Origin of the sequence: Duganella sp. 1224 (genome assembly GCF_013408245.1) — a bacterium.
In the GTDB taxonomy this organism is placed as follows: Bacteria; Pseudomonadota; Gammaproteobacteria; order Burkholderiales; family Burkholderiaceae_D; genus Rugamonas.
On the sequence record NZ_JACBYS010000007.1, the window covers coordinates 50440 to 71230 of the forward strand.

Here is a 20791-nt window from a genome sequence, read left to right on the forward strand (position 1 = left end):
TGGCAAGCTTAATTTTGGTGCATTGCAGCACCAGCGTGGGGAATGAAAACGGGGCCTTGCGGCCCCGTGGTGATCAATACTTCTTCTTGGACTTGGCGCCCGGCGCCGGCTTCTTCGGCGGCGTGTGCTTGGCCGATTCCGGCGGCATGCGGTCGGCGTGGCTGATCTTCAGCTGGCCGCCGCCCACCCATACCTTGCCCAGGCTCTTGAACATATCGTCCGGCATGCCGTCCGGCAGCTCCAGCATGCTGTGGTCGTCGAAGATCTCGATGCGGCCGATGTACTTGGCCTCCAGCCCGGTCTCGTTGGCGATGGCGCCGACGATGTTGGCCGGGGTGATCTCGTTGTTGCGGCCGACCTCGATGCGGAAGGCGCTCATCGGCACCGCCAGCTTGCCCGGCTTGTCCTTTTTCTTCTTCGGCGGCGCCTCGTCGGCCAGTTCGTCGGCCGTCACACGCGCGGCCTTCTCCAGCGGCGAAGCACCATTTGCCGCCTTGGCGGCCTTGGGCTTGCCGGCCGCTGCCGGCGCCGCCGCCGTGGTGGCCGCCGGCGCGCCCTCGCCGTCGACGCTGATGCGCAGCGGCTGGCCGGCCACGCGGATGCCGGCCATCAGCTCCAGCGCCTCGCGGCTCAGGGTGTCGGGCATGTCCAGCACCGTGTAGTCGTCAAAGATTTCGATGCGGCCGATGTTCTTGGAGTCGATACCGCCCTCGTTGGCGATGGCGCCGACGATGTTGCCCGGCTTGACGCCGTGCTGGTAGCCGACCTCGATGCGGTAGGTGCGCATGCCCGGCTCGGAGTCGCGCGGAATGCGCTCCTTTTTCGGGAAGCGCTCGCCGCGCTCGGCGCGCTCGCCGAAGCGGTCGGCGCGCTCCGGGCGGTCGAACGACGCCGTCGCACGGGCCGGACGCTCTTCCCACTCGGTCTTCTGCTTCTTGTCCAGCAGCAGCGGCACGTCGCCGCGCGCCAGCTTGGCCAGCGCGGCGGCGATTTCCAGCGCCGGCACGTTGTATTCCTGCTCGTAGTCCTCGATCAGCGACTGGAACTGCTCCAGGCCGCCCTCGGCCAGCGTGTCGGTGATCTGCTGCTTGAAGCGGGCGATGCGCACGTCGTTGACCGCCTGGATGGTCGGCAGCTCCAGCTGGCCGATCGGCTGGCGGGTGGCGCGTTCGATCATCTTCAGCAGGCCTTTTTCGCGCGGCGTGATGAACAGGATCGCCTCGCCGCTGCGGCCGGCGCGGCCGGTGCGGCCGATGCGGTGGGTGTAGCTTTCCGGATCGTGCGGCACGTCGTAGTTGACCACGTGCGAAATGCGCTCCACGTCCAGGCCGCGGGCGGCGACGTCGGTTGCCACCAGGATATCGATCTTGCCGTCCTTCAGCATCTGCACGGTGCGCTCGCGCTGTGCCTGCTGGATGTCGCCGTTGATGGCGGCAGCCGAAAAGCCGCGCGCCTGCAGCTTCTGCGCCAGTTCCTCGGTGCCCAGCTTGGTGCGCGAGAAGATGATCATGCCGTCGAAGTTCTCGGCTTCCAGGATGCGCGTCAGCGCGTCCAGCTTGTGCATGCCGGACACCAGCCAGTAGCGCTGGCGGATGTTCTCGTTGGTGCCGGTCTTGGCGGCGACGGTCACCTCCTTCGGCTGATTCAGGTAGGTGTTGGCGATGCGGCGGATGGCCGACGGCATGGTGGCCGAGAACAGCGCGGTCTGGCGCGACTCCGGCGTCTCCTGCAGGATGCGCTCGACGTCGTCGATAAAGCCCATGCGCAGCATTTCGTCGGCCTCGTCCAGCACCAGCGTTTTCAGTTTGGACAGGTCGAGCGAGCCTTTATCGAGGTGATCGATGACGCGGCCCGGGGTGCCGACCACCACGTGCACGCCGCGGCGCAGCGCCGACAGTTGCGGGCCGTAGCTCTGGCCGCCATAGATCGGCAGCACGTGGAAGCCGGGAATGTGGGCGGCGTAGGTCTGGAACGCCTCGGCGACCTGGATCGCCAGTTCGCGCGTGGGCGCCAGCACCAGCGCCTGCGGCGTGGTTTGCTTGATGTCGATGCGCGCCAGGATGGGCAGCGCGAAGGCGGCGGTTTTACCGGTGCCGGTCTGGGCCTGGCCGAGCACGTCCTGGCCGTCCAGCAGGAACGGGATGGTCGCGGCCTGGATCGGCGACGGCGACTCGTAGCCGACCTCATTCAGCGCCTTGAGCAGCGGCGCGCCGAGATGCAGATCGGAGAAATGGGCAATTGGGGATACTGGGGATGCAGACATGGCGTCACTCACAAAATTGTTCGAATCGCCTAATTGCGAAAGAAATTGCGCGTAGTTTACTCTGTCTGAGGGGATTGAGCGGTTTTTTACGCGAAATCCGCCCGAAAGCCGCCGGTTTGCACGGCTTTGGTGAGAATTAACGGATTTTCCAGATGAGCAAACTGCTATGCTGATTGTTCTTGCAACGGATGCGCATCCACGATGCAGCTTTACCACTTGATCCTGTCCCGGCGTTGGCCGCTGTCGCTGATCGAAAGCCGTCCATACCGCAGCGCATTGCTGCTCGGCGCCGGCACCGGCCTGCTGAGCGCCAGCCTCGGCGCCACCGTCGCCTGCCTGCTCCAGGCCCTGCTGCCAAGGCAGATATTGGGACCGTCGGCAGCGGCCGCGCTGGCCAACCTGGCGCCGTGGAGCCTGCTGGTGATGGGCGGCTTTCTCATCCCGCTCTGGGAAACCTGTGCAGCGCAATGGCTGCCGTTGGAGATGGGCAGGCTGGCGGGCTTCAACGACATCGCCTGCGTTGCGCTCGCGGCGATGGTGTTCGGCGCGGGACACTACCTGAACGGCGGCCTCGCGCACGGCGTGTGCGCGGCGATCGCCGGCGCCCTGTTTGCTACCGCCTACCTGGTCATGCGCCCCTGTGGCTACCTGCCGGCCTTCTGGGCATCGTTTGTCGCCCATGCGGTGAATAACCTTCTGCTGCTGTTGATCCTGTTGATATGATCAAAGAGAGATATGTCTGGGGACTGGTGGCCGCCGTGCTGGTCATGGGCATTGCCGGCTGGAGTGTTGTCAATCCGGTTGCGCCGGAAGCGCCAGCACCTAAAACAGAGCCCCAGGCACGGCCGATTCCGGCGGCAGTTGCCCAACCGGTGCCACGCCAGCACATCGGCCAATTGCCAGACGACGTCCCGCTCGCCGCCCAGGTCGAGCGGCTGATCGCCACGCATCGTCCGGAACAGGCCTACCAGGCCTACTGGCTGCTTGCCGACTGCGAGTCATTCAACCACGATCACGACCGCATGATTTTCGACGCCACCGATTTCGAACAGAACCGCAGCGTCATCCCCTTTCGCGGCATGACCGACAGCGAAAAAAAGCACGACGAAAAACTCTGCAACGGCATGACCGAGCGCATGCGCCTGGCGCGCTTCGACTATCTCGCCGCAGCGGCCAAGGCGGGCATCATCGGCGCGGCGGTGCAGGTCGCCAAGGAAGGCCCGTTTGGCGACCGCACCGCGCTGACCACCCGTCCCGACGATCCGCTGGTGCGCGAATGGAAAACCACCGCCAGAGAGCAACTGCAGCAACAGGCCGAAAGCGGCGATCTGCTGGCGCTGAATTATCTGTGGATGACGGCATTGACCGGCGACGCGCTGATCGACAAAGACCCGGCACTGGCCTACCGTTACGCACTCGCGCAAGGCTTGATCTACAGCGAGACGACAGGGCCGACCTCCGTCGAAGCCAGCGTCTTCGCGCCCGATGGCCCGATGACGAAAGTGGCCGGCGACCTCAGCGACGACCAGCGCACAACCGCACAAGCCGCCGCCCGCCACATCGCCGCCATCGCCCGCGAACGGCGCCACCACTAATCCCATGCGATAACACAACTCCCCTCGGGGGTCAGTGCCGACATTCGGACACGAGCTGAGGCATGTTAATGTTGAGCACGTGTCTGAATGTCGGCACTGACCCCGTCTGTCCGTTAATGTTGAGCACGTGTCTGAATGTCGGCACTGACCCCGTCTGTCCGCGTGTCTGAATGTCGGCACTGACCCCGTCTGTCCGTGTCTGAATGTCGGCACTGACCCCGTCTGTCCGCTGACCCCGTCTGTCCGTCTGTCCCCGGCACGCTGGCGTTCCATGGACTCCAGCTTTCGCCGGAGCGACGGGCTTGACTTAACAGCATGGCCACTGACCTCGTATGGTACTGCTCAGCGTCATCGGCTAACCGGCCACCGTGATCACCGGTTCGCACAGCACCGGGAAATTCAGCGAGTTGGCGATGAAGCACTGCTCGTGCGCGGCGTGGTGCAGCCTGGCGGCCAATTCGGTGTCGCCGCCCTCGATGGTGACGCGCGGGCGCAGGATGATGCTGGTGAAACGGCCTTTATCACCTTCCACCATCGTGCCCTCGGCATGGTCCTCATAAGCAGTGACGACAACCCCGGCCTCGGCGCACAGGTGCAGATACCACAGCTTGTGACAGGCGGACGTGGACGCCACCAGCAAGTCCTCGGGATTCCAGCGCTGGCGGTCGCCGCGGAAGGCCGGGTCGGACGAACCGGCAATCTGCGGCTTGTCGCCGGCAGCGATGACGTGATCGCGGCTGTAGGCCTGGTAACCGGACGTGCCGCTGCCCGTGTTGCCAGTCCATTGCACGGCCACGCGATACGTATGTTGGCGTTGTGTCATGGCTCGATTCCCTTGCTTGCCACGCGGTTTGCGCAGCTCGATTATAGTAAGTGTTTTACTGATCCGGAGCTTCCCCATGCGCATCCTGCTCGCCGCCGCCCTGCTCGCCGGCTCGGCCTCCGCCGCCACGTACGGCCCCCAGCTCGAAGGCTTCCGCTATCCGCATCCGGTGCACAAGTATAGTTTCTCGTCGCAGGGCGTGAAACTGGAGATGGCCTACATGGACGTGGCGCCCACCACCACCGCCAACGGCAAGACCGCCGTTCTCCTGCACGGCAAGAATTTTTGCGGCGCCACCTGGGAGCAGACCATCACCGAGCTGACCCGGGCCGGCTACCGCGTGGTGGCGCCGGACCAGATCGGCTTTTGCGCGTCGACCAAGCCGGAACACTATCAGTACACTTTCCAGCAACTGGCCGCCAATACCGACGCGCTGCTGAAGAACATCGGCGTCAAGCAGGCGATTCTCATCGGCCACTCCACCGGTGGCATGCTGGCCACGCGCTACGCGCTGATGTACCCGGACGCGGTGGCGCGGCTGGTGCTGGTCAACCCGATCGGGCTGGAGGACTGGAAGGCGCTGGGCGTGCCCGCTCCCAGCGTCGATCAGTGGTATGCGCGCGAGCAGAAACTGTCGGCCGACAGCGTGCGCGCCTACGAGCGCGCCACCTACTATGGCGGCACCTGGAAGCCGGAGTACGAGAAGTGGGTGGACATGCTGGCCGGCCTGAACGCCGGTCCGGGCCACAAGCTGGTGGCGTGGAATTCAGCGCTGATCTACGACATGATTTTCACGCAGCCGGTGGTGTATGAATTCCCGCTGCTGAAGGTGCCGACCACGCTGCTGATCGGCGACGCCGACACCACCGCCATCGGCAAGGACGTGGCGCCACCGGAGGTGAAAGCGAAGATCGGCCACTACGATGTGCTGGGCAAGGAAACCGCGAAGAAGATACCAGGCGCCCGGCTGGTGGAGTTCAAGGGCATGGGACACGCGCCGCAGATGGAAGACCCGGCGGCCTTCCATCGCGCGTTGCTGGAGGAACTGAATCGATAAACGCAGAAAAGACGGAGTTGGAATCCGTCTTTTCTCTTGCGCCGCCCAGGCCCGGAGGGTCCGGGGCGGCACGTCAGGCGCGAAGCTGTATTACTTGGCGCTGGCGGCCGGTGCCGGTGCTGCCGGGGTCGAGGCGGCTGCCGATGCCGAAGCCGAAGCGGCGGCTTTTTCTTTCTTGTGATGCTTTACTTTCTTGGCGGCTGGCGCCGAAGCTTCAGGGGCCGAGGCGGCGGCGGAGGCCGAAGCCGATGCGGCCGGGGTCTGGGCGAAAGCAACGGAAGCGAACAGGCCGGCGATCAGGGTAGCGATTACTTTTTTCATGATTCAGTCCTCTATCAGTTTATACGGTTTATATCGTTAATTACTTGCTTGCTGCTGGTGCTGCGGCGGCTGCGGCTGGTGCGGCTTCCGTCGTCTTGGATTCTTTTTTTGCCTTGTGGTGGGTTTTCTTCTTGGCGGCTGGTTTCGCTTCGGTCTTCTCCACGGCCGGCTTGGCTTCTGGCGCGGCGGCCGGAGCGGCAGGGGTTTGTGCGAATGCTGCGGTTGCGAACAGGCCGGCGATCAGAGTAGCGATTACTTTGGACATGATTGAGTTCCTTTTCGGGGTTTTCGGCATCAGGACAATTCCTGTGTCGCATGAGCAGAAAACGCGACCCGATACAGCCCAGTTGACCGGCATTACAATTTCTTACAATCACGGTTTTACGTCGTCCTTCAGTGCCGCCAGCGCCATCTTCTCCACCAGTCCCGGCGCGATCAGTTTGAGCCAGCGTCCCAGCTTGCCCTTGGCGGTCATCACCACCTCGCGCTGGCGCGCCTCCATGCCGGCGATGATCAGCGCCGCGCACTCGGGCACCGGCATGGCGTCGTCCTCCTTCAGGCTGCTGCTGCCCAGCTGGCCGCCGGCCGCGTTAAAGCCGTGATGGCGGATCTGCGTCGCCACCACGCCGGGATAGGCGGTGGTGACGCTGACGCCGGCCGGCTTCAGCTCCACCCGCAGCGCCTCGAAGAAGCCGCCCATGGCGAACTTGGTGGCGCTGTAGGCGGTGCGTCCCGGCACGCCGACCAGCCCCGCCAGCGACGACACGGCAACGATGCGCCCGCGCGACTGCTTCAGGTAAGGCAGCGCCGCGTGGGTGCACCACACGCTGCCCCATAAATTAATCCGCATCAGTTCCTCGTACCAGGCCAGGTTTTCCACCTCGGCGAACAGCGCGTGCGCCGAGCGGCCGGCGTTGTTGACCAGCGCGTCGATGGCGCCGAAGCGGCCGACGGCGGCGTCGATCAGCGCCACGCACTGCGCCTGCACCGACACGTCGGTGGGCACAACCAGCGTCTGCGCGCCGGACGCCGCGCACTGCGCCGCCACCAGTTCCAGCGCGGCGGCGTTGCGCGCCGCCAGCACCAGCGCCACGCCGCCGCCCTGCCGGCGCGCCAGTTGACGGGCGATCTCCGCGCCGATGCCGTCCGAGGCGCCGGTGATGATGATGGTATGCATAGGTCTCCTTTTTGTGGGATATACGCTAAGATTACCGCCTTCCGCCTCACACCATGGAGTAAATATGCGTCGTTCCCTGATCGCCCTGGCCGCCGGCCTGGCCCTGCAAGCCCACGCCCAGCAACCGCTGGTGGCCGAGGCGCCGCTGCGCGCCCACCTGTCCTTCCTGGCCGACGACCTGCTGGAAGGCCGCGGCACCGGCCAGCGCGGCGGTGACCTGGCGGTGCGCTACCTGGAGACGCAGGCGGCGGTGCTGGGCCTCAAGCCGCTGGCCGACGGCACCTACCGCCAGGCGGTCAGGATGGAGGGCAGCAAGCTGCTGCCGGGCAGCGCGGTGCGCTTCAGCGCCGACAGCGGCAAGGTGCTGACGCCGGCCAACGGCGCCGACATCGTCTACGGCACCTTCAGCGGCAAGGAGGACCTGACCATCGACGCGCCGCTGGTGTTCGTCGGCTACGGCGCCATCGCCCCGGAAGAACGTTGGGACGACTACAAGGGCGTCGACATGAAGGGCAAGGTCCTGGTCATGATGGTCAACGACCCGCAGCCGACCGCCGAGGAGCCCAACCGCTTCGCCGGCAAGGCCTACACCTACTACGGCCGCTGGCTGTACAAGTTCGAGGAGGCGGTGCGCCAGGGCGCAGCCGGCGCGCTGCTGATCCACACCACGCCGTCAGCCTCGTACGCGTGGAGCGTGCCGGCCACCAGCTTTGCGCACGAGCGCTTCCACCTGGCCGGCAGCGGCAACCCGATCGAGGGTTGGGTGCAGGAGGAAACGGCGCGCGCGCTGTTTGCCGCCGGCGGCTTCGACCTCGACCAACTGCGCGCCGCCGCCGAACGGCGCGACTTCCGCCCGGTCGACCTCAAGGTCAAGCTGCACGCCGAGATCAAGAGCAAGATCCGCCAGATCGAGCAGTACAACGTGGTCGGCATCGTGCCCGGCACCGACGCCAGGCTGAAAACCGAGGCGGTCGTGTACTCGGCGCACTGGGACCACCTGGGCATCGACGACGCCGCCAAGGGCGACCACATCTGGAACGGCGCCATCGACAACGCCTCCGGCGCGGCGGCGCTGCTGGCCATGGCGCAGGAAGCCGTCAAGCACCCGGCGCGGCGCGCGCAGGTGTTCCTGTGGCCGGCGGCCGAGGAAACCGGCCTGCTGGGCAGCGCCGCCTACGTGCGCAATCCGGCCTGGCCACTCAACAAGACCACGGCCGACCTCAACCTGGACAGCATGAACTTCGTCGGCAAGACGCGCGACATCGGCGTCGCCGGCGCCGAACGCAGCAGCCTGTACGAGGCGGCCGGCGCGGTGGCGAAGCAGATGGGCCTGACGCTGGCGCCGGCCATCCCGGACCTGTCCGGCGCCTACTTCCGCGCCGACCACTTCAACTTCGCCAAGGCCGGCGTGCCGGCCTTTAACGTCGGCTCGGCGGTGTTCTCAGGCGACGGCTACTTCGACTTCGTCAAGGACCAGGAAAAATCGCGCGCGCGCCTGGTGGCCTTCAAGCAGGACTACCACCAGCCGTCCGACGAATACCACGCCGACTGGGACCTGTCCGGCATGGTGCAGCAGGCGCAGTTCACGCTGAACCTGGGCTACGCGGTGGCCAACGCGCCAAAAATGCAGACCTGGAAGGCCGACGACGCCTTCGCCAAGGTCAAGCGTTAAAAAACTGCCACATGGAAACGGAACGTATCCGCCTATAATTCAGGCAGATACGTACGGGTGATCCATGACTTCCATTTGGCTTAATGTTTTGACACTGTTGCGGCGTGGCCGCGTGGCTGCCGCAGCCGCCCTCGCCGGGCTGATGCTGGCCGGCGCCGCGCATGGCGCCAACCTCAACTTCAACGGCAGCAACACGGTGCCGATCTGTCCGCTGAGCGGCAGCACCTACACCTGCGCCACGCTGCCGCTGGGCGCCAACGACAGCGCCGTCATCAGCAGCGGCTACACGGTGATCGTCAACACCGGCGTGGCGCTGTCCTACGGCCAGGGGCTGGTGATGAGCGGCAGCGCCGCGCTGCAGGTGAACGGCAGCCTCGACCTGTCGGCCTCGAACGGCCTGAACGTCAGCGGCGGCACGCTGACCACCAGCGGCAACTTCAAGCTCGGCGCGAGCGCGCAGAGCATCACCGCCAACGTCAACGCCGCCACGCTGACCACCGCTGGCTCGTCGACCTACATCGGCGGCACGGTCACCACCAGCGGCGACATCAACCTCGGCTCCAACAGCACCATCACCGGCGCCGTCACCAGCACGGGCGGCTCGATCAGCACCGGCTCGTCCACCACGCTGGGGCCGCTGACGGTCAAGGGCAGCGTCAACCTCAGCTCCAGCAACACCATCAACGGCTCGGTGTCGGCCACCAGCATCACCACCAACTCCAGCGTCACCATCAACGGCTCGATCACGCTGGACAAAAACAACACCAGCAGCGTGGCGGACCTGGGCTCGGGCATCAAGGTCACCGGCAATGTCAGCGCCTACTCGGTGAAAACCAACTCGCCCGGCACCATCAACGGCAGCATCGATGCCAAGACCACCATCGATCTCGGCTCCAGCATCACCGTTGGCGGCCTGGTCAGCGGCACCACCGTCACCACCAACTCGCCGGTGACCCTGAACGGCGGCGTCAACGCCACCGTCTCGTTCACGCTGGGTTCGGGCAGTTCGGTGACCGGCAACATCGTGTCGCCGGTGGTGACGCTGAACGCCTCCAACATCACGGTCAAGGGCAACGTCACCGCCACCACCTCGCTCGACATGGGCAGCGGCACCGCCATCACCGGCACCGTCAACACCGGCGGGCTGACGATGCGGGCGTCGAACGCCGTGATCAACGGCACCACCACCGTCAACGGCGATGTCGACATGGGCTCGGGCAGCACCATCAACGGCGACCTGACGGCGCGCAACGTCAACACCCGCGCCAGCAACGCCGTCATCAACGGCAACGCGGCGGTCAACGCCATCTACATCGACTGGGGCAACAGCGTCACCAAGACCATCACCTGCACTGGCCCCGGCGCCGTGCTGTGCAGCTGCGTCACCAAGGCCGACCCCAACTACCGTCCGACCTGCGGCGCCTCGGCGCCTACCGGGCCCGATCACATCCAGATCACGCACGACGGCAAGGGCATGACTTGCGAGCCGGCAGCGGTAAAACTGCGCGCTTGCGCTAACAGCGACTGCTCGGTGGCCTACACCGGCAGCACCACCGTGACGCTGAAGCCTGGCGGTGGCCAGGTGACATTCACCGGCGACGCCAACGCCACCGTCAGCCAGTCAAGTGCCGGCACTACCCAACTGTCAGCAGGCACAGGCACCACCTGCGTCAATACCAGCACCGGCACCAACAGCAGCAATGACGCCAATGCCTGCAACATGACGTTCTCCGCCAACGGGCTCATCATGAGCGCACCTGATCACGTGTCCATGACCCCGGCAGCGCTGTCGATTCAGATCAAAAAGGCGGCGCCTGACAACGCGTTCTGTGTGCCGTTGGCGCAAGGCAGTGCCACGCTGAATTTTTCCTGCAAATATTCAGACCCGGCGAGCGGCACACAAAGGCTGACACTCGGCAACGGCGGCGCTCAAGGGCTGTGCAATGGCGGTAATATTCCAGTCAACGTGAGCTTTGACGCCAGTGGCCAGGCCAGTGTGCCGATGCAATATCCCGATGTCGGCCTGGTGAATGTGACGTCGGCCTACAGCGCCAATGGCGTAGACGTGGCTGGCAGCGCCAGCTTTACCGCAGCGCCGGCGAAGTTCCTGATCACAGCGACCACCGATCCGGCGGTGACGCTGGGCGGCACCTCGACCAACGGTTCGGCCATCGCCTTCGCCCGCTCCGGCGACCCCTTCCGACTTACCGTGGCGGCGCTGAATGCGGCCAACCCGCCCACCGTGACGCCCAACTTCGGCAAGGAAAAATCGGCGGAGTCATTCGCCATAAGTCCAATTGTGCTGAAGCTGCCGAGCGACGGCAACAACCCACCGGCCACTATTGGCAGCTTTGGCAGCATCCTCAACGGCGTCGGCGCCAGCACGGCAGGTCAGGCAGGCTTGTGGACCTATACCGAAACCGGCGTCATTACGCTGAATGCAAAGCTGAGCAACAGTAGCAGTTATTACATGGGAAAAACCGCGCTGAACGCGTTCCGCACCACCGGCACGCTTGACCTGCGCTTCGCACCGCACCACTTCGATGTGGTACTGCTGCCCGGGGTGCCGATGAACTGTAGCTATGTCGGCGGCTACAGCAACCCGTGCAAAGCGGATAGCAGTAACAATGCAAAGTTTGTTTATTCAGGCCAGCCGTTCGCGGTACAGGCCAAGGCCTACAAGGACGCGACCACACTCTCGGCAAACTATCGCCTGCGAACACCAGGCCGCACGGATACGGAAGATGTGGCACGCAGCATCACCCTGTCGGCAGCAGTGGCGGCGGGTGGCAACCTGAGCGGCGGTTTCGTCGCCAATACCGCCTCCAACTTTATATTTGCCACCGACGCCAACACCGGTGCAGGCACAGGCGTCGCCACCATCATTGCCGTCCCGCCAGCGGTGACGCCAACACTGCCTTCGCTACGATTCAGCGCCACTGAGCCACCTTACTCAGCCCCCACCACCATTTACCTGCGCCTGACCGACACGGATGGCGCCAGCTCGTCGCGCACCGGATCGGCCGAGCCGCCACTCACCATTGTCCGGGGCAAGATGCTAATCAGCAATGCATACGGGCCGCTTAACACTCCCCTTCCAGTGGAGGCGCGCGCCATGTATTGGTCGAGCGACGCCGGCGCCTGGCTGTTCAATTCCGCGTTCACACCACAAAGTCCGGCATTGGGTGCGGCCGCAGCCCTGCAAACGAGTGATGGCACGTTCACCGGCTGCACTGGCTCGCTCAATTGCGGCGCTTTGTCGCTGAGGGCGACCACGTTGCAGTTCAAGAATGGCAAGACGATGTTCCAGATTGCGCCACAGAACGCATCCGGCACCGTCAAGGTCCGTCTGAAGCAATCCGGGAATGCGACCAGCCCGCTATTCATGGACAATAATTTCCCGTATCTGCCGATCATGGACGATAGCACCGTCACCTTCGGCACCTCGCGCCCCGGCCCGGTGATCTATACGCGCGAAGTGTATAACTGATGTTACAGAGCGGCGCTGCACGGCCGCGCAAAACCGGTTACGATGCCGTTTTCTGAACCAGCCCACCAAGGACATCATGGAAACCAACTCGCAATGGATTGATATCGACGCCGCCGACGGCAAGTTCGGCGCCTACCTGTCGCTGCCGCGCGGCGGCAAGGGCCCCGGCATCGTGCTGCTGCAGGAGATCTTCGGCGTCAACCAGCACATCCGCAACGTCGCCGACCAATACGCCGCCGACGGCTACGTGGTGCTGGCCCCCGACCTGTTCTGGCGCGAAGGCGCCCGCATCGAGCTGGGCTACGACGAGGCCGGCTGGAAGCGCGCCGTCGAACTGATGCAGGCGACCGACTTCGCCAAGGCCCAGGAGGACGTGCGCGCCACGCTCAAGGTGCTGCGCGGTCTGGACGCGGTCGGCGACGCCAAGGTGGCGTCGCTGGGCTACTGCTTCGGCGGCCGTCTGTCCTACCACACCGCCGCCAACGGCCTGGTGGACGCGGCCGTGGCCTACTACGGCGGCGGCATCCAGAACGCGCTGAACCGCGCGCCGGAAATCAAGGTCCCGGTGCTGATGCACTTCGGCGCCCAGGACGACCATATTCCGGCCGACGCCGTCAAGAGCATCGCCGAAACCTTCGACGGCAACGAGCAAGTGGAAATCCACGTCTACGAGGGCGCCGAACACGGCTTCAACTGCAACCACCGCGCCTCCTACCACCAGCGCGCCGCCGCCCAGGCGCACGGCAACACGCTGGTGTTCCTCGGCGAACAGCTCTAAGCGGCTGCCGCCAGCCCGGCTGCGGCGCCTTTCTTCAGGCGCCGCAGCTGCAGGGTCACGCCGATCAGGAACAGCAGGAACAGCAGGCCGGTGACGGTCTTCAACTCCGGCGCCTCGGCATTTGGCAGCAGCGGCGCGCCCAGCGGCAGGCGCGTGCTGGTTTCGGTGACCGCCGGGATCATGTGAAATAAAAACGTCAGCGAATAGCTGACCGTCGACACGGCGGGCGACCGCGCGCCGAACTTGCGCCGGTCCGCCAGCCACGCCAGGCCCAGCACCAGCAAGGTGATGATGCCCAGCACATGCGGCTTGCCAAAGCCGCCATGCTGGTAAATGCCGAAGCCGGTCAGGCAGGTGAACACCGTGGTCCAGATGTAGGTACGGCCCAGCGCGCTGCTCGGCACGATGGCCTTGTCGCTCACGAACGCCAGCACCGCGGCAAACACCGCCACCAGGCTGATCAGGGTATGGATGACACCGAGGTAGGTTAAACCGTAGATCATGGCGCGCCCTTGTTCAAAGTTGACCAGCCTGATCGTACACAGATCCGGCGCCGCTGGCTTACCTCCAAAGGGTAATGCTGCCTGCGCTAGAATAACGCCATCATCCACCCGCAAGCAGCGCCATGGCCCGCCTTAAACTCGACTTTCCCGACCACCTGTTCATCTTTTCCACCCAGCTGACGGTGCGCGTGACCGATATCAACGGCGCCAACCACCTGGGCAACGATTCGATGATTTCGATGATTTCCGAGGCGCGGGCGCGCTTCCTGTTCGAGCACGGGGTGCAGGAAACCGGGCCGGACGGCGTGGGCATCATCGTCACCGACCTGGCCACCACCTACAAGGCCGAGGCGCACGCGCGCGACCAGTTGGTGTTTGACGTGGGGGTGATGGATTTCAACCAGTACGGCGGCGATATCATCTTCCGCGTTACCCGGCCGAAGGATGGCAAGCTGGTGGCGATGGCCAAATACGGCTTTGTGTTCTTCAATTACAAGAGCAGCCAGGTGGCGCCGATGCCGCCGGAGTTCCTGGCCAAGTTCCCGCAGGTTAATCGGCTGGGCTGAGCGTGGGCTGGGTGTTTGGCGTTTGATGTGTCAGGTCACGCAAACGTTCCATGGGTTCCGGCCTGCGCCGGAACGACAGCGTCATTTTACGTGTGCGGACGGCACCTGCGCGCCCCGCACACCGCTGCGGCCAGGGTCTGACCCCGTACGGGGTCAGACCCTTTCGGTCGGGGTTATCACTTGGCCGCCACCTTGGGCACGATAGCCTTGTTGAACCAGTCATCCACCATCTGCTTCTCGTAGCGCAGCGGGTCGCTGTCGAAGTAGCTGGTGTGGCTCTGCTGGTAGTTCATGTTGGCGATGTTGTCGTCGCCGCTGCGCAGCACCTGGCCATTCTGTTCCAGCGTATAGCGCAGGTGCATGCGCGGCCAGTCGGCGCCGCCGTTCATGATGCGGATGTCCTCGCCATTGCGGCGCGGGTACATGCGGCCGGCCAGATCGATGTCCAGCACGTCGATTTTCAGCGTCTGGCCGGGCGGCAGCTTCTTGTCCAGCGTGGCGAAGTAGTCGCTGAACTGCTTGAGAATGCGGTCGCGGTCGTAGGCGCCGCGCGCCAGGTCGGTGTAGTCGTCCGGCTTGGTGTAGGTCACGGTCACTTCCGCCATGGCGGCGCTGGAGGCCAGCAGCGCCACCAGGGCGGCCAGCACGGTACGGGTCATCGGGCGCATATGCCTCTCCTTCCATCATCGATACAACCAATATAGCCCTTTTCGCTGCGGCGCGCCCGCGCTGAATAAGTTTGTTACCAATCGGCGCCGCGCCCTCCCGCGTACCGTTTTGTATCGCTTTGTATCGCAATGTCACAGTCCTGTCATACCAAATCGCTAAGATTGCCGCCGCCACAAACCACCACAGGGTATTCGACCATGACCGAGCAACTTGATTCCTCCCGCCGCAGCCTCCTCAAATTCCTGTCCGGCGCGCCGCTGCTGCCGCTGGCCGGCGGCAGCGCCACGGCCGCCCTGCTGTCCGCCTGCGGCGGCGGCGACACCGCGCTGCCGCCACCGCAGCTGATGTCGGTGAGCTTCTCCGGCATGGCCGCGCCATCGCTGGCCGACGCGCCGAAAATGGCCACCACCACGGTCGCCTCGGCCATGCAGGCGCTGTACTCGGACGGCAAGACCGTGCCCTACGGCCTGGCCTACCAGACCTTCTTCATCACCGGCGCGCAAGTGCCCAACGGCAGCGGCGGCACCACGCTGGCCGGCGGCTACTGGGACATCAACAACAAGCCGATCCTCGACAAGACCGATCCCAACCAGCGCCAGTTCTTCTCCGACGCGCCGGACGGCACCTCGCTGCTGAAGCTGGCAGCGCCAACCGTGGCCGGCATCAAGGGCAACGCCGTGTTCGCCGTGGTGCAGTTCGAGTACACCACCCGCAACGTCAAGGGCGACTCGGTGTATGGCATGCTGCCGTCGCCGATCGCGGTGCTGACGCTGGACCAGGACAAGACCACCGGCGCGCTGACGCTGGTCAAGTACCACAACGTCGACACCAGCCCGGCCAACGGCCTGTGGATCACCTGCGGCGCCAGCCGCTCGCCGTGGAACACCCACCTGTCGAGCGAAGAGTACGAGCCGGACGCCACCACCATCGCCAGCAACACCCAGTTCGCCAACTTCAGCACCAACCTGTATGGCGACGCCACCAAGGCCAACCCCTACCACTACGGCCACCTGCCGGAAATCACCGTCAACCCGGACGGCACCGGCAGCTGCAAGAAGCACTACTGCCTGGGCCGCATCTCGCACGAGCTGGTGCAGGTGATGCCGGACGAGCGCACCACGCTGATGGGCGACGACGCCACCAACGGCGGCCTGTTCATGTTCATCGCCGACAAGGCGCGCGACCTGTCCAGCGGCACGCTGTACGTGGCCAAGTGGAACCAGAAGACCACCGACAACGGCGGCTCGGCCACGCTGTCGTGGATCAAGCTGGGCAGCGCCACCTCGGCCGAGATCAAGGCACTGGCCGACCAGCTCAAGGCCGCCGACATCATGGACGTGAAAACCACCGATCCGGCGGACGCCTCGTACACCAAGATCCCGTTCAGCGGCAAGTTCAACTGGATCAAGATCGTGCCGGGCAAGGAAAAGGCCGCCGCCTTCCTGGAAACCCACCGCTACGCCGCCTACAAGGGCGGCAGCATGGGCTTCACCAAGATGGAAGGCACCACCGTCAACGCCAAGGACAAGATCGCCTACTCGGCGATCGCGGCGATCGGCTCGGCCATGACCAACGGCTCGGGCGGCATCGCGATCAAGGGCCCGAGCGCCGGCGCCGTCTACGCGTTGAACATGAAGGGCGGCCAGGTCGACGACACCGGCGCCGCCATCAACAGCGACTGGGTACCGGTCGACATGGCCGCCGTGCCGGCGCTGCTGTCGGAAGACCTGAAGACCGCCGATGCGCTGGGCAACCTGGCCAATCCGGACAAGGTGGCCAATCCGGACAACATCAAGTTCTCCGAAAAACTGCGCACGCTGTTCATCGGCGAGGACAGCGGCACCCACGTCAACAACTTCCTGTGGGCCTACAACGTCGACACCAAGGCGCTGACCCGTGTCCTGTCGACGCCGTCGGGCGCCGAGTCGACCGGCCTGCACGCGGTGGACGACATCAATGGCTTCGCCTACATCATGAGCAACTTCCAGCACGCCGGCGACTGGGAGTCGGCGCTGCACGGCAAGGTCCAGGCCACGCTCGATCCACTGATCCGCGCCAACTACCGCGACCGCTACGGCGCGGCGGTCGGCTATATCACCGGCTTCCCCGGCCTGAGCTTCAGCTGATCGCTTACGCTCCGCTGGCCCGCATCGAGCATCGCTCCTTGCGGGCTTTTTTGCGCCTACCGTGCGGCGCGCCGTGGCGATGCGGCCGATAATGCGCGGGTGCACCGGTCACGGAGAACTAGCATGTTGAAACACGCGTATGCCGCCCTGTTGGCCATCAACATGACTGCTTGCGGCGGCAGTTCGGACGCCGGCAGCGTGGCCACGCCGCAGCCTCCCTCCACGCCCACCACGCCCACCGCGCCGGCGGGCGGCCCGGCGGTGCTGGCCAGCGGCCTGCAAGTGCCATGGTCGGTGGCGTTTTATGGCGGCACGCCGCTGATCAGCGAGCGCGGCTCGGCGCGCATCCTGGCGCTCGGCGCCAACGGCGCGCTGAGCACCATCGCCACCATCGCCGGCGTGCGCGGCAGCGGCGAAGGCGGCCTGCTCGGCATCGCCGTGCGCGACAACTACCTGTACGCCTACTTCACCGCCGGCAGCGAGAACCGCATCGAACGCTATCCCTTGACCGGCAGCGGCGCCGCCACCCGGCTCGGCAGCGCGCAAACGCTGCTGACCGGCATCCCGTCCGGCGCCAACCACAACGGCGGACGACTGGCGTTCGGCCCGGACGGCATGCTGTACGCGTCCACCGGCGACGCCGGCACCAGCAGCCGTTCGCAGGACCTGGCCTCGCTGGGCGGCAAGATCCTGCGCCTGACGCCGGACGGCCGGGTGCCGGCCGACAATCCCTTCGCCGGCTCGTACGTGTACAGCTACGGCCACCGCAACGTCCAGGGGCTGGCGTGGGCGGCCGACGGCAGCATGTACGCCTCCGAGTTCGGCCAGAACACCTGGGACGAACTGAACCAGATCAAGGCCGGCGACAACTACGGCTGGCCGGTGGTCGAGGGCAAGGCCGGCAACAGCAGGTACACCGATCCGTTGCAGCAGTGGGCGACGTCGGAGGCCAGCCCGAGCGGCATCGCCGTCAGCGGCGCCAACGTCTACCTCGCCAACCTGCGCGGCGAGCGGCTGCGCAAGGTGCCGCTGGCGGCGCCGGCCACCTCGTCCGAATTCTATCTGCGCCAGTACGGCCGGCTGCGCGACGTGGTGGCCGCGCCCGATGGCCGGCTCTACGTCCTCACCAACAACACCGACGGGCGCGGCACACCGCAGGCCGGCGACGATCGCCTGTTGAGCGTGCCCGTGCCATAGCGTCAGGCGGCGGCAGTCATCACGTCCGACAGCCAGTCGATGAACACCCGCACGCGCGGCGACAACTGGCGCTGGTGCGGATACAGCACCGACACCGGCATCGGCCGTGGCCGCCACTGCGCCAGCACTTCGCGGTAGTGGCCGCTGGCCAGTTGCGGCTCGATGTGATAGCGCGGCACCTGGATCAGTCCGAGGTCGTTGCTGCAGCAGGCCAGGTACGCGTCCACATTGCTCACCGCCACCCGGCCTGGCAGCAGCAGATGGTGCTCCTGGCCGTCGGCCAGAAATTCAAATGGAAACATCTTGCCACTGGCCGAGGAATAGTAGTTGACCGCCTGGTGTCGCTGGGTGCGCAGCTCGTCCAGCGTGCGCGGCGTGCCGTGGCGCTGGAGGTAGGCCGGCGTGGCGATGGTGGCCTGCGCCAGCGTGGCCACGCGCCGGCCCACCATGCTGGAATCGCGCAGTTCCCCCACGCGCAACACGCAATCGACGCCCTCGCGCACCAGGTCGACAAAGCGGTCGCCCATGCCGATCTCCAGTTCGATGTCCGGATAGCGGGCGAAGAACTCCTGCAGGCGCGGCAGCACATAGTGCCGCGCCAGCGTCCCCTGCAGATCGACCCGCAGCTTGCCGCGCGGCGCCACGCCGCTGCTGCCGAAGCCGGCCTCGGTTTCCTCGACGTCGGCCAGAATGCGCACGCAGCGCTGGTAGTAGGCCTGACCGTCCAGCGTGGTGCCGACGTGGCGCGTGGTCCGCTGCAACAGCCGCACGCCGAGGCGCGCCTCCAGTTGCTTGATGGTGTAGGTGGCGGTGGCGGCCGGCATCTGCAGATCGTCGGCCGCCTTGGTAAAACTCTCCAGCTCGACGATGCGGGTAAAAATGCGCATGGCTTTGAACAAGTCCATTTATTCGTCATCCTTGCATAGTGATCGCAATCCCACCTGCTTTATTGATCCGGGATGGATAGCCATACTGGTTCCACCATTCAACGGAGCCGCCTCATGAACATCGCCCGCTATCTGCTGTCTGCCGTGCTGACCTTGCTGCCGGGCGGCTGCACCACTCAGGAGCCGCATTTGAAACAATCTGTCACCTACCTGCACCTGCTCAGGAAAACGCCCTTCTTCACCCGGCTCGACAAGTCCCAACTGCAATGGGTCATCGACCACTCGACCGAGTGGGAAGCCACGGCCGGCATGGAAATCAGCAACCGCCGCGACGCCGACGACCACCTCTGGATACTGCTGGACGGCGGCTGGCAGATCGAACAAGGCGGCCAGGTCCTGAAGGCCGGCCACGCCGACCCCGCCAAGTGGTACGGCGGTCCGTATGCCGGGCTGCTGCCGGCCGACAGCCGGCTGGTCGTCAACCAGCACAGCTACGTCATGCGCATCAAGCGCGCCGATGTCGACGACATGCTCCAGCGCGGCTTCGACTTCACCCCCCATCTGCAACAGGGCCAGGCCTTCTACGGTGCCAGGAAGTGAAGCACCGAGGCGTTGAACGCCGCAGGGTCCTGCCATGGCGCGAAGTGGCTGACGTCGCGCAGCATCAGCAGTTGCGCGCCCGGAATGGTCGCCGCCAGGTGGGCGAAATAAGCGGCGCCGAGAAACTCGTCGTGGTCGCCGCCGGCGATGACGATGCGCGGCCCGTGGATGGCGGCCAACTGCGCGTCGCTGTAGTGCGGTTCGTTCTTCTGCATGGTCCGCACCGCGTCGGTCAGGCGGGCGAAATCGGCCGGCTGCGCCACACGCTCGTACTGCGCCTGCAGGCGCGGCCCCACCAGCGGCAGAATCGGCGATGGCGCCGGCTGCCCGACGGCAGCGGCGTCCATGTTGGCGCCAAACGCATACACCCTGCTGACACGCTCCGGATGCTGCATCGCCATGATCAGGCTGATGATGGCGCCATCGCTCCAGCCCACCACCGCCGCTTGCCGCAGCCGCAGGCGGTCCATCACCGCGATCACATCGCTTTCCATCAATTCATACGACAGCGGCTGGCTGCCCAGCGTGCTGTGGCCGTGGCCACGGCTGTCGATCAGGATCACCTGGTGATGGCTGGCCAGCAACGCCGGCACCTGGTTGCCCCAGGTCAGCGCGCTGGCGCGGCCGCCGTGCAGCAGGATCACCGGACTGCCGGTGCCGGCCACGGCATACCAGATGCTGGCGCCGTCATGCGCCACGCGCGCGGTGCGCAGGCTGGCGGGCAGCGGCTGTTCTTCCGGCAGCGTCTGCCAGACGGGCGTGGCCGCGAGCGCGGACGAGAAGGTGAACAACAAGGTCAGGATCAGGGATTTCATCTGGCGCGAAGCATGGCTAAAGACGGGTGCAGTGTTGTGCATTGCGACAGCGATGTCGATGCCGAACCTGCTGTTTCTTGTACCCGGCTTGCTGTCCCGACGTCATCCTGTCCAAAAGCGGAGTGGTGCGGACGGCGCAAAACGCTTACCTTGTCTGCGCTATCCTTCGCCTGATCCGCTTGCCGCGCATCAGGCATTCGGCGTTTTACGCCGTATCTAAAACTAAATTTCACATTAAATTCAATCCAAAGA

19 protein-coding genes are annotated in these 20791 nt (G+C 65.3%); 10 read left to right on the forward strand and 9 right to left on the reverse strand.

Going from position 1 to position 20791, the window contains the following annotated elements; translation table 11 throughout:
- Positions 1-73: 73 nt before the first annotated feature.
- The gene (locus FHW58_RS22945) at positions 74-2263 is read right to left on the reverse strand and encodes a DEAD/DEAH box helicase (RefSeq protein WP_179675508.1); all 2190 of its coding nucleotides are present in this window, start codon (positions 2261-2263) and stop codon (positions 74-76) included.
- 201 nt (positions 2264-2464) lie between these two features.
- Between FHW58_RS22945 and FHW58_RS22950 the strand changes: the two genes are divergently transcribed.
- Both FHW58_RS22950 and FHW58_RS22955 read left to right on the forward strand, forming a co-directional pair.
- Positions 2465-2986: a type II CAAX prenyl endopeptidase Rce1 family protein gene (locus FHW58_RS22950; RefSeq protein WP_179675509.1), complete on the forward strand. Its 522-nt coding sequence runs from the start codon at positions 2465-2467 to the stop codon at positions 2984-2986.
- The gene (locus FHW58_RS22955; protein WP_179675510.1) at positions 2983-3858 is read left to right on the forward strand and encodes a hypothetical protein; all 876 of its coding nucleotides are present in this window, start codon (positions 2983-2985) and stop codon (positions 3856-3858) included. Before FHW58_RS22950 ends, FHW58_RS22955 begins: the two co-directional genes overlap by 4 nt.
- A gap of 355 nt (positions 3859-4213) precedes the next feature.
- Here FHW58_RS22955 and FHW58_RS22960 read toward each other — a convergent pair whose 3' ends face one another.
- Positions 4214-4681, reverse strand: a complete 468-nt coding sequence (locus FHW58_RS22960; protein ID WP_179675511.1) for an OsmC family protein — start codon at positions 4679-4681, stop codon at positions 4214-4216.
- A 76-nt stretch (positions 4682-4757) separates the two neighbouring features.
- Between FHW58_RS22960 and FHW58_RS22965 the strand changes: the two genes are divergently transcribed.
- Positions 4758-5738: an alpha/beta fold hydrolase gene (locus FHW58_RS22965; protein WP_179675512.1), complete on the forward strand. Its 981-nt coding sequence runs from the start codon at positions 4758-4760 to the stop codon at positions 5736-5738.
- A gap of 90 nt (positions 5739-5828) precedes the next feature.
- Here the strand turns inward: FHW58_RS22965 and FHW58_RS22970 are convergent, their stop codons facing one another.
- From FHW58_RS22970 to FHW58_RS22980, 3 genes are all read right to left on the reverse strand, one after another.
- Entirely contained in the window at positions 5829-6059 is a 231-nt protein-coding gene (locus FHW58_RS22970; protein WP_179675513.1) for a hypothetical protein, read from the reverse strand.
- A gap of 40 nt (positions 6060-6099) precedes the next feature.
- On the reverse strand, positions 6100-6324 hold the full coding sequence (locus tag FHW58_RS22975; protein WP_179675514.1) for a hypothetical protein: 225 nt from the start codon (positions 6322-6324) through the stop codon (positions 6100-6102).
- Positions 6325-6432: 108 nt separating this feature from the next.
- Positions 6433-7236, reverse strand: a complete 804-nt coding sequence (locus tag FHW58_RS22980) for an SDR family oxidoreductase (RefSeq protein WP_179675515.1) — start codon at positions 7234-7236, stop codon at positions 6433-6435.
- Positions 7237-7300: 64 nt separating this feature from the next.
- Here FHW58_RS22980 and FHW58_RS22985 point away from each other — a divergent pair, with 64 nt between their 5' ends.
- From FHW58_RS22985 to FHW58_RS22995, 3 genes are all read left to right on the forward strand, one after another.
- Entirely contained in the window at positions 7301-8908 is a 1608-nt protein-coding gene (locus FHW58_RS22985) for a M28 family peptidase (protein WP_179675516.1), read from the forward strand.
- A gap of 112 nt (positions 8909-9020) precedes the next feature.
- Positions 9021-12398 (forward strand): polymer-forming cytoskeletal protein, encoded by a 3378-nt coding sequence (locus FHW58_RS27975; protein WP_179675517.1) that lies wholly within the window; start codon positions 9021-9023, stop codon positions 12396-12398.
- A gap of 76 nt (positions 12399-12474) precedes the next feature.
- Entirely contained in the window at positions 12475-13176 is a 702-nt protein-coding gene (locus tag FHW58_RS22995) for a dienelactone hydrolase family protein (RefSeq protein ID WP_179675518.1), read from the forward strand.
- Here FHW58_RS22995 and FHW58_RS23000 read toward each other — a convergent pair.
- A complete protein-coding gene (locus FHW58_RS23000) occupies positions 13173-13679 on the reverse strand; it encodes a hypothetical protein (protein ID WP_179675519.1) in 507 nt (168 codons plus the stop codon). The two genes, FHW58_RS22995 and FHW58_RS23000, sit on opposite strands and share 4 nt — an antisense overlap.
- Positions 13680-13801: 122 nt before the next feature.
- On the opposite strand from FHW58_RS23000, the gene FHW58_RS23005 reads away from it, so the two are divergent.
- A complete protein-coding gene (locus FHW58_RS23005; RefSeq protein WP_179675520.1) occupies positions 13802-14245 on the forward strand; it encodes a thioesterase family protein in 444 nt (147 codons plus the stop codon).
- A gap of 176 nt (positions 14246-14421) precedes the next feature.
- Here the strand turns inward: FHW58_RS23005 and FHW58_RS23010 are convergent, their stop codons facing one another.
- Positions 14422-14913, reverse strand: a complete 492-nt coding sequence (locus FHW58_RS23010) for a DUF3016 domain-containing protein (protein ID WP_179675521.1) — start codon at positions 14911-14913, stop codon at positions 14422-14424.
- A 198-nt stretch (positions 14914-15111) separates the two neighbouring features.
- Here FHW58_RS23010 and FHW58_RS23015 point away from each other — a divergent pair, with 198 nt between their 5' ends.
- Positions 15112-17040 (forward strand): PhoX family phosphatase, encoded by a 1929-nt coding sequence (locus FHW58_RS23015; protein WP_179675522.1) that lies wholly within the window; start codon positions 15112-15114, stop codon positions 17038-17040.
- A 123-nt stretch (positions 17041-17163) separates the two neighbouring features.
- Entirely contained in the window at positions 17164-18237 is a 1074-nt protein-coding gene (locus tag FHW58_RS23020) for a sorbosone dehydrogenase family protein (RefSeq protein WP_179675523.1), read from the forward strand.
- Positions 18238-18239: 2 nt separating this feature from the next.
- Here FHW58_RS23020 and FHW58_RS23025 read toward each other — a convergent pair whose 3' ends face one another.
- Positions 18240-19142 carry a LysR family transcriptional regulator gene (locus FHW58_RS23025; RefSeq protein WP_179675524.1) on the reverse strand — a complete coding sequence of 301 codons (903 nt, stop codon included), beginning with the start codon at positions 19140-19142 and terminating at the stop codon, positions 18240-18242.
- A gap of 96 nt (positions 19143-19238) precedes the next feature.
- Between FHW58_RS23025 and FHW58_RS23030 the strand changes: the two genes are divergently transcribed.
- Entirely contained in the window at positions 19239-19724 is a 486-nt protein-coding gene (locus FHW58_RS23030; protein ID WP_218892858.1) for a hypothetical protein, read from the forward strand.
- Here the strand turns inward: FHW58_RS23030 and FHW58_RS23035 are convergent.
- Positions 19706-20539, reverse strand: a complete 834-nt coding sequence (locus tag FHW58_RS23035) for an alpha/beta fold hydrolase (protein ID WP_179675525.1) — start codon at positions 20537-20539, stop codon at positions 19706-19708. The two genes, FHW58_RS23030 and FHW58_RS23035, sit on opposite strands and share 19 nt — an antisense overlap.
- Positions 20540-20791 lie beyond the last annotated feature (252 nt).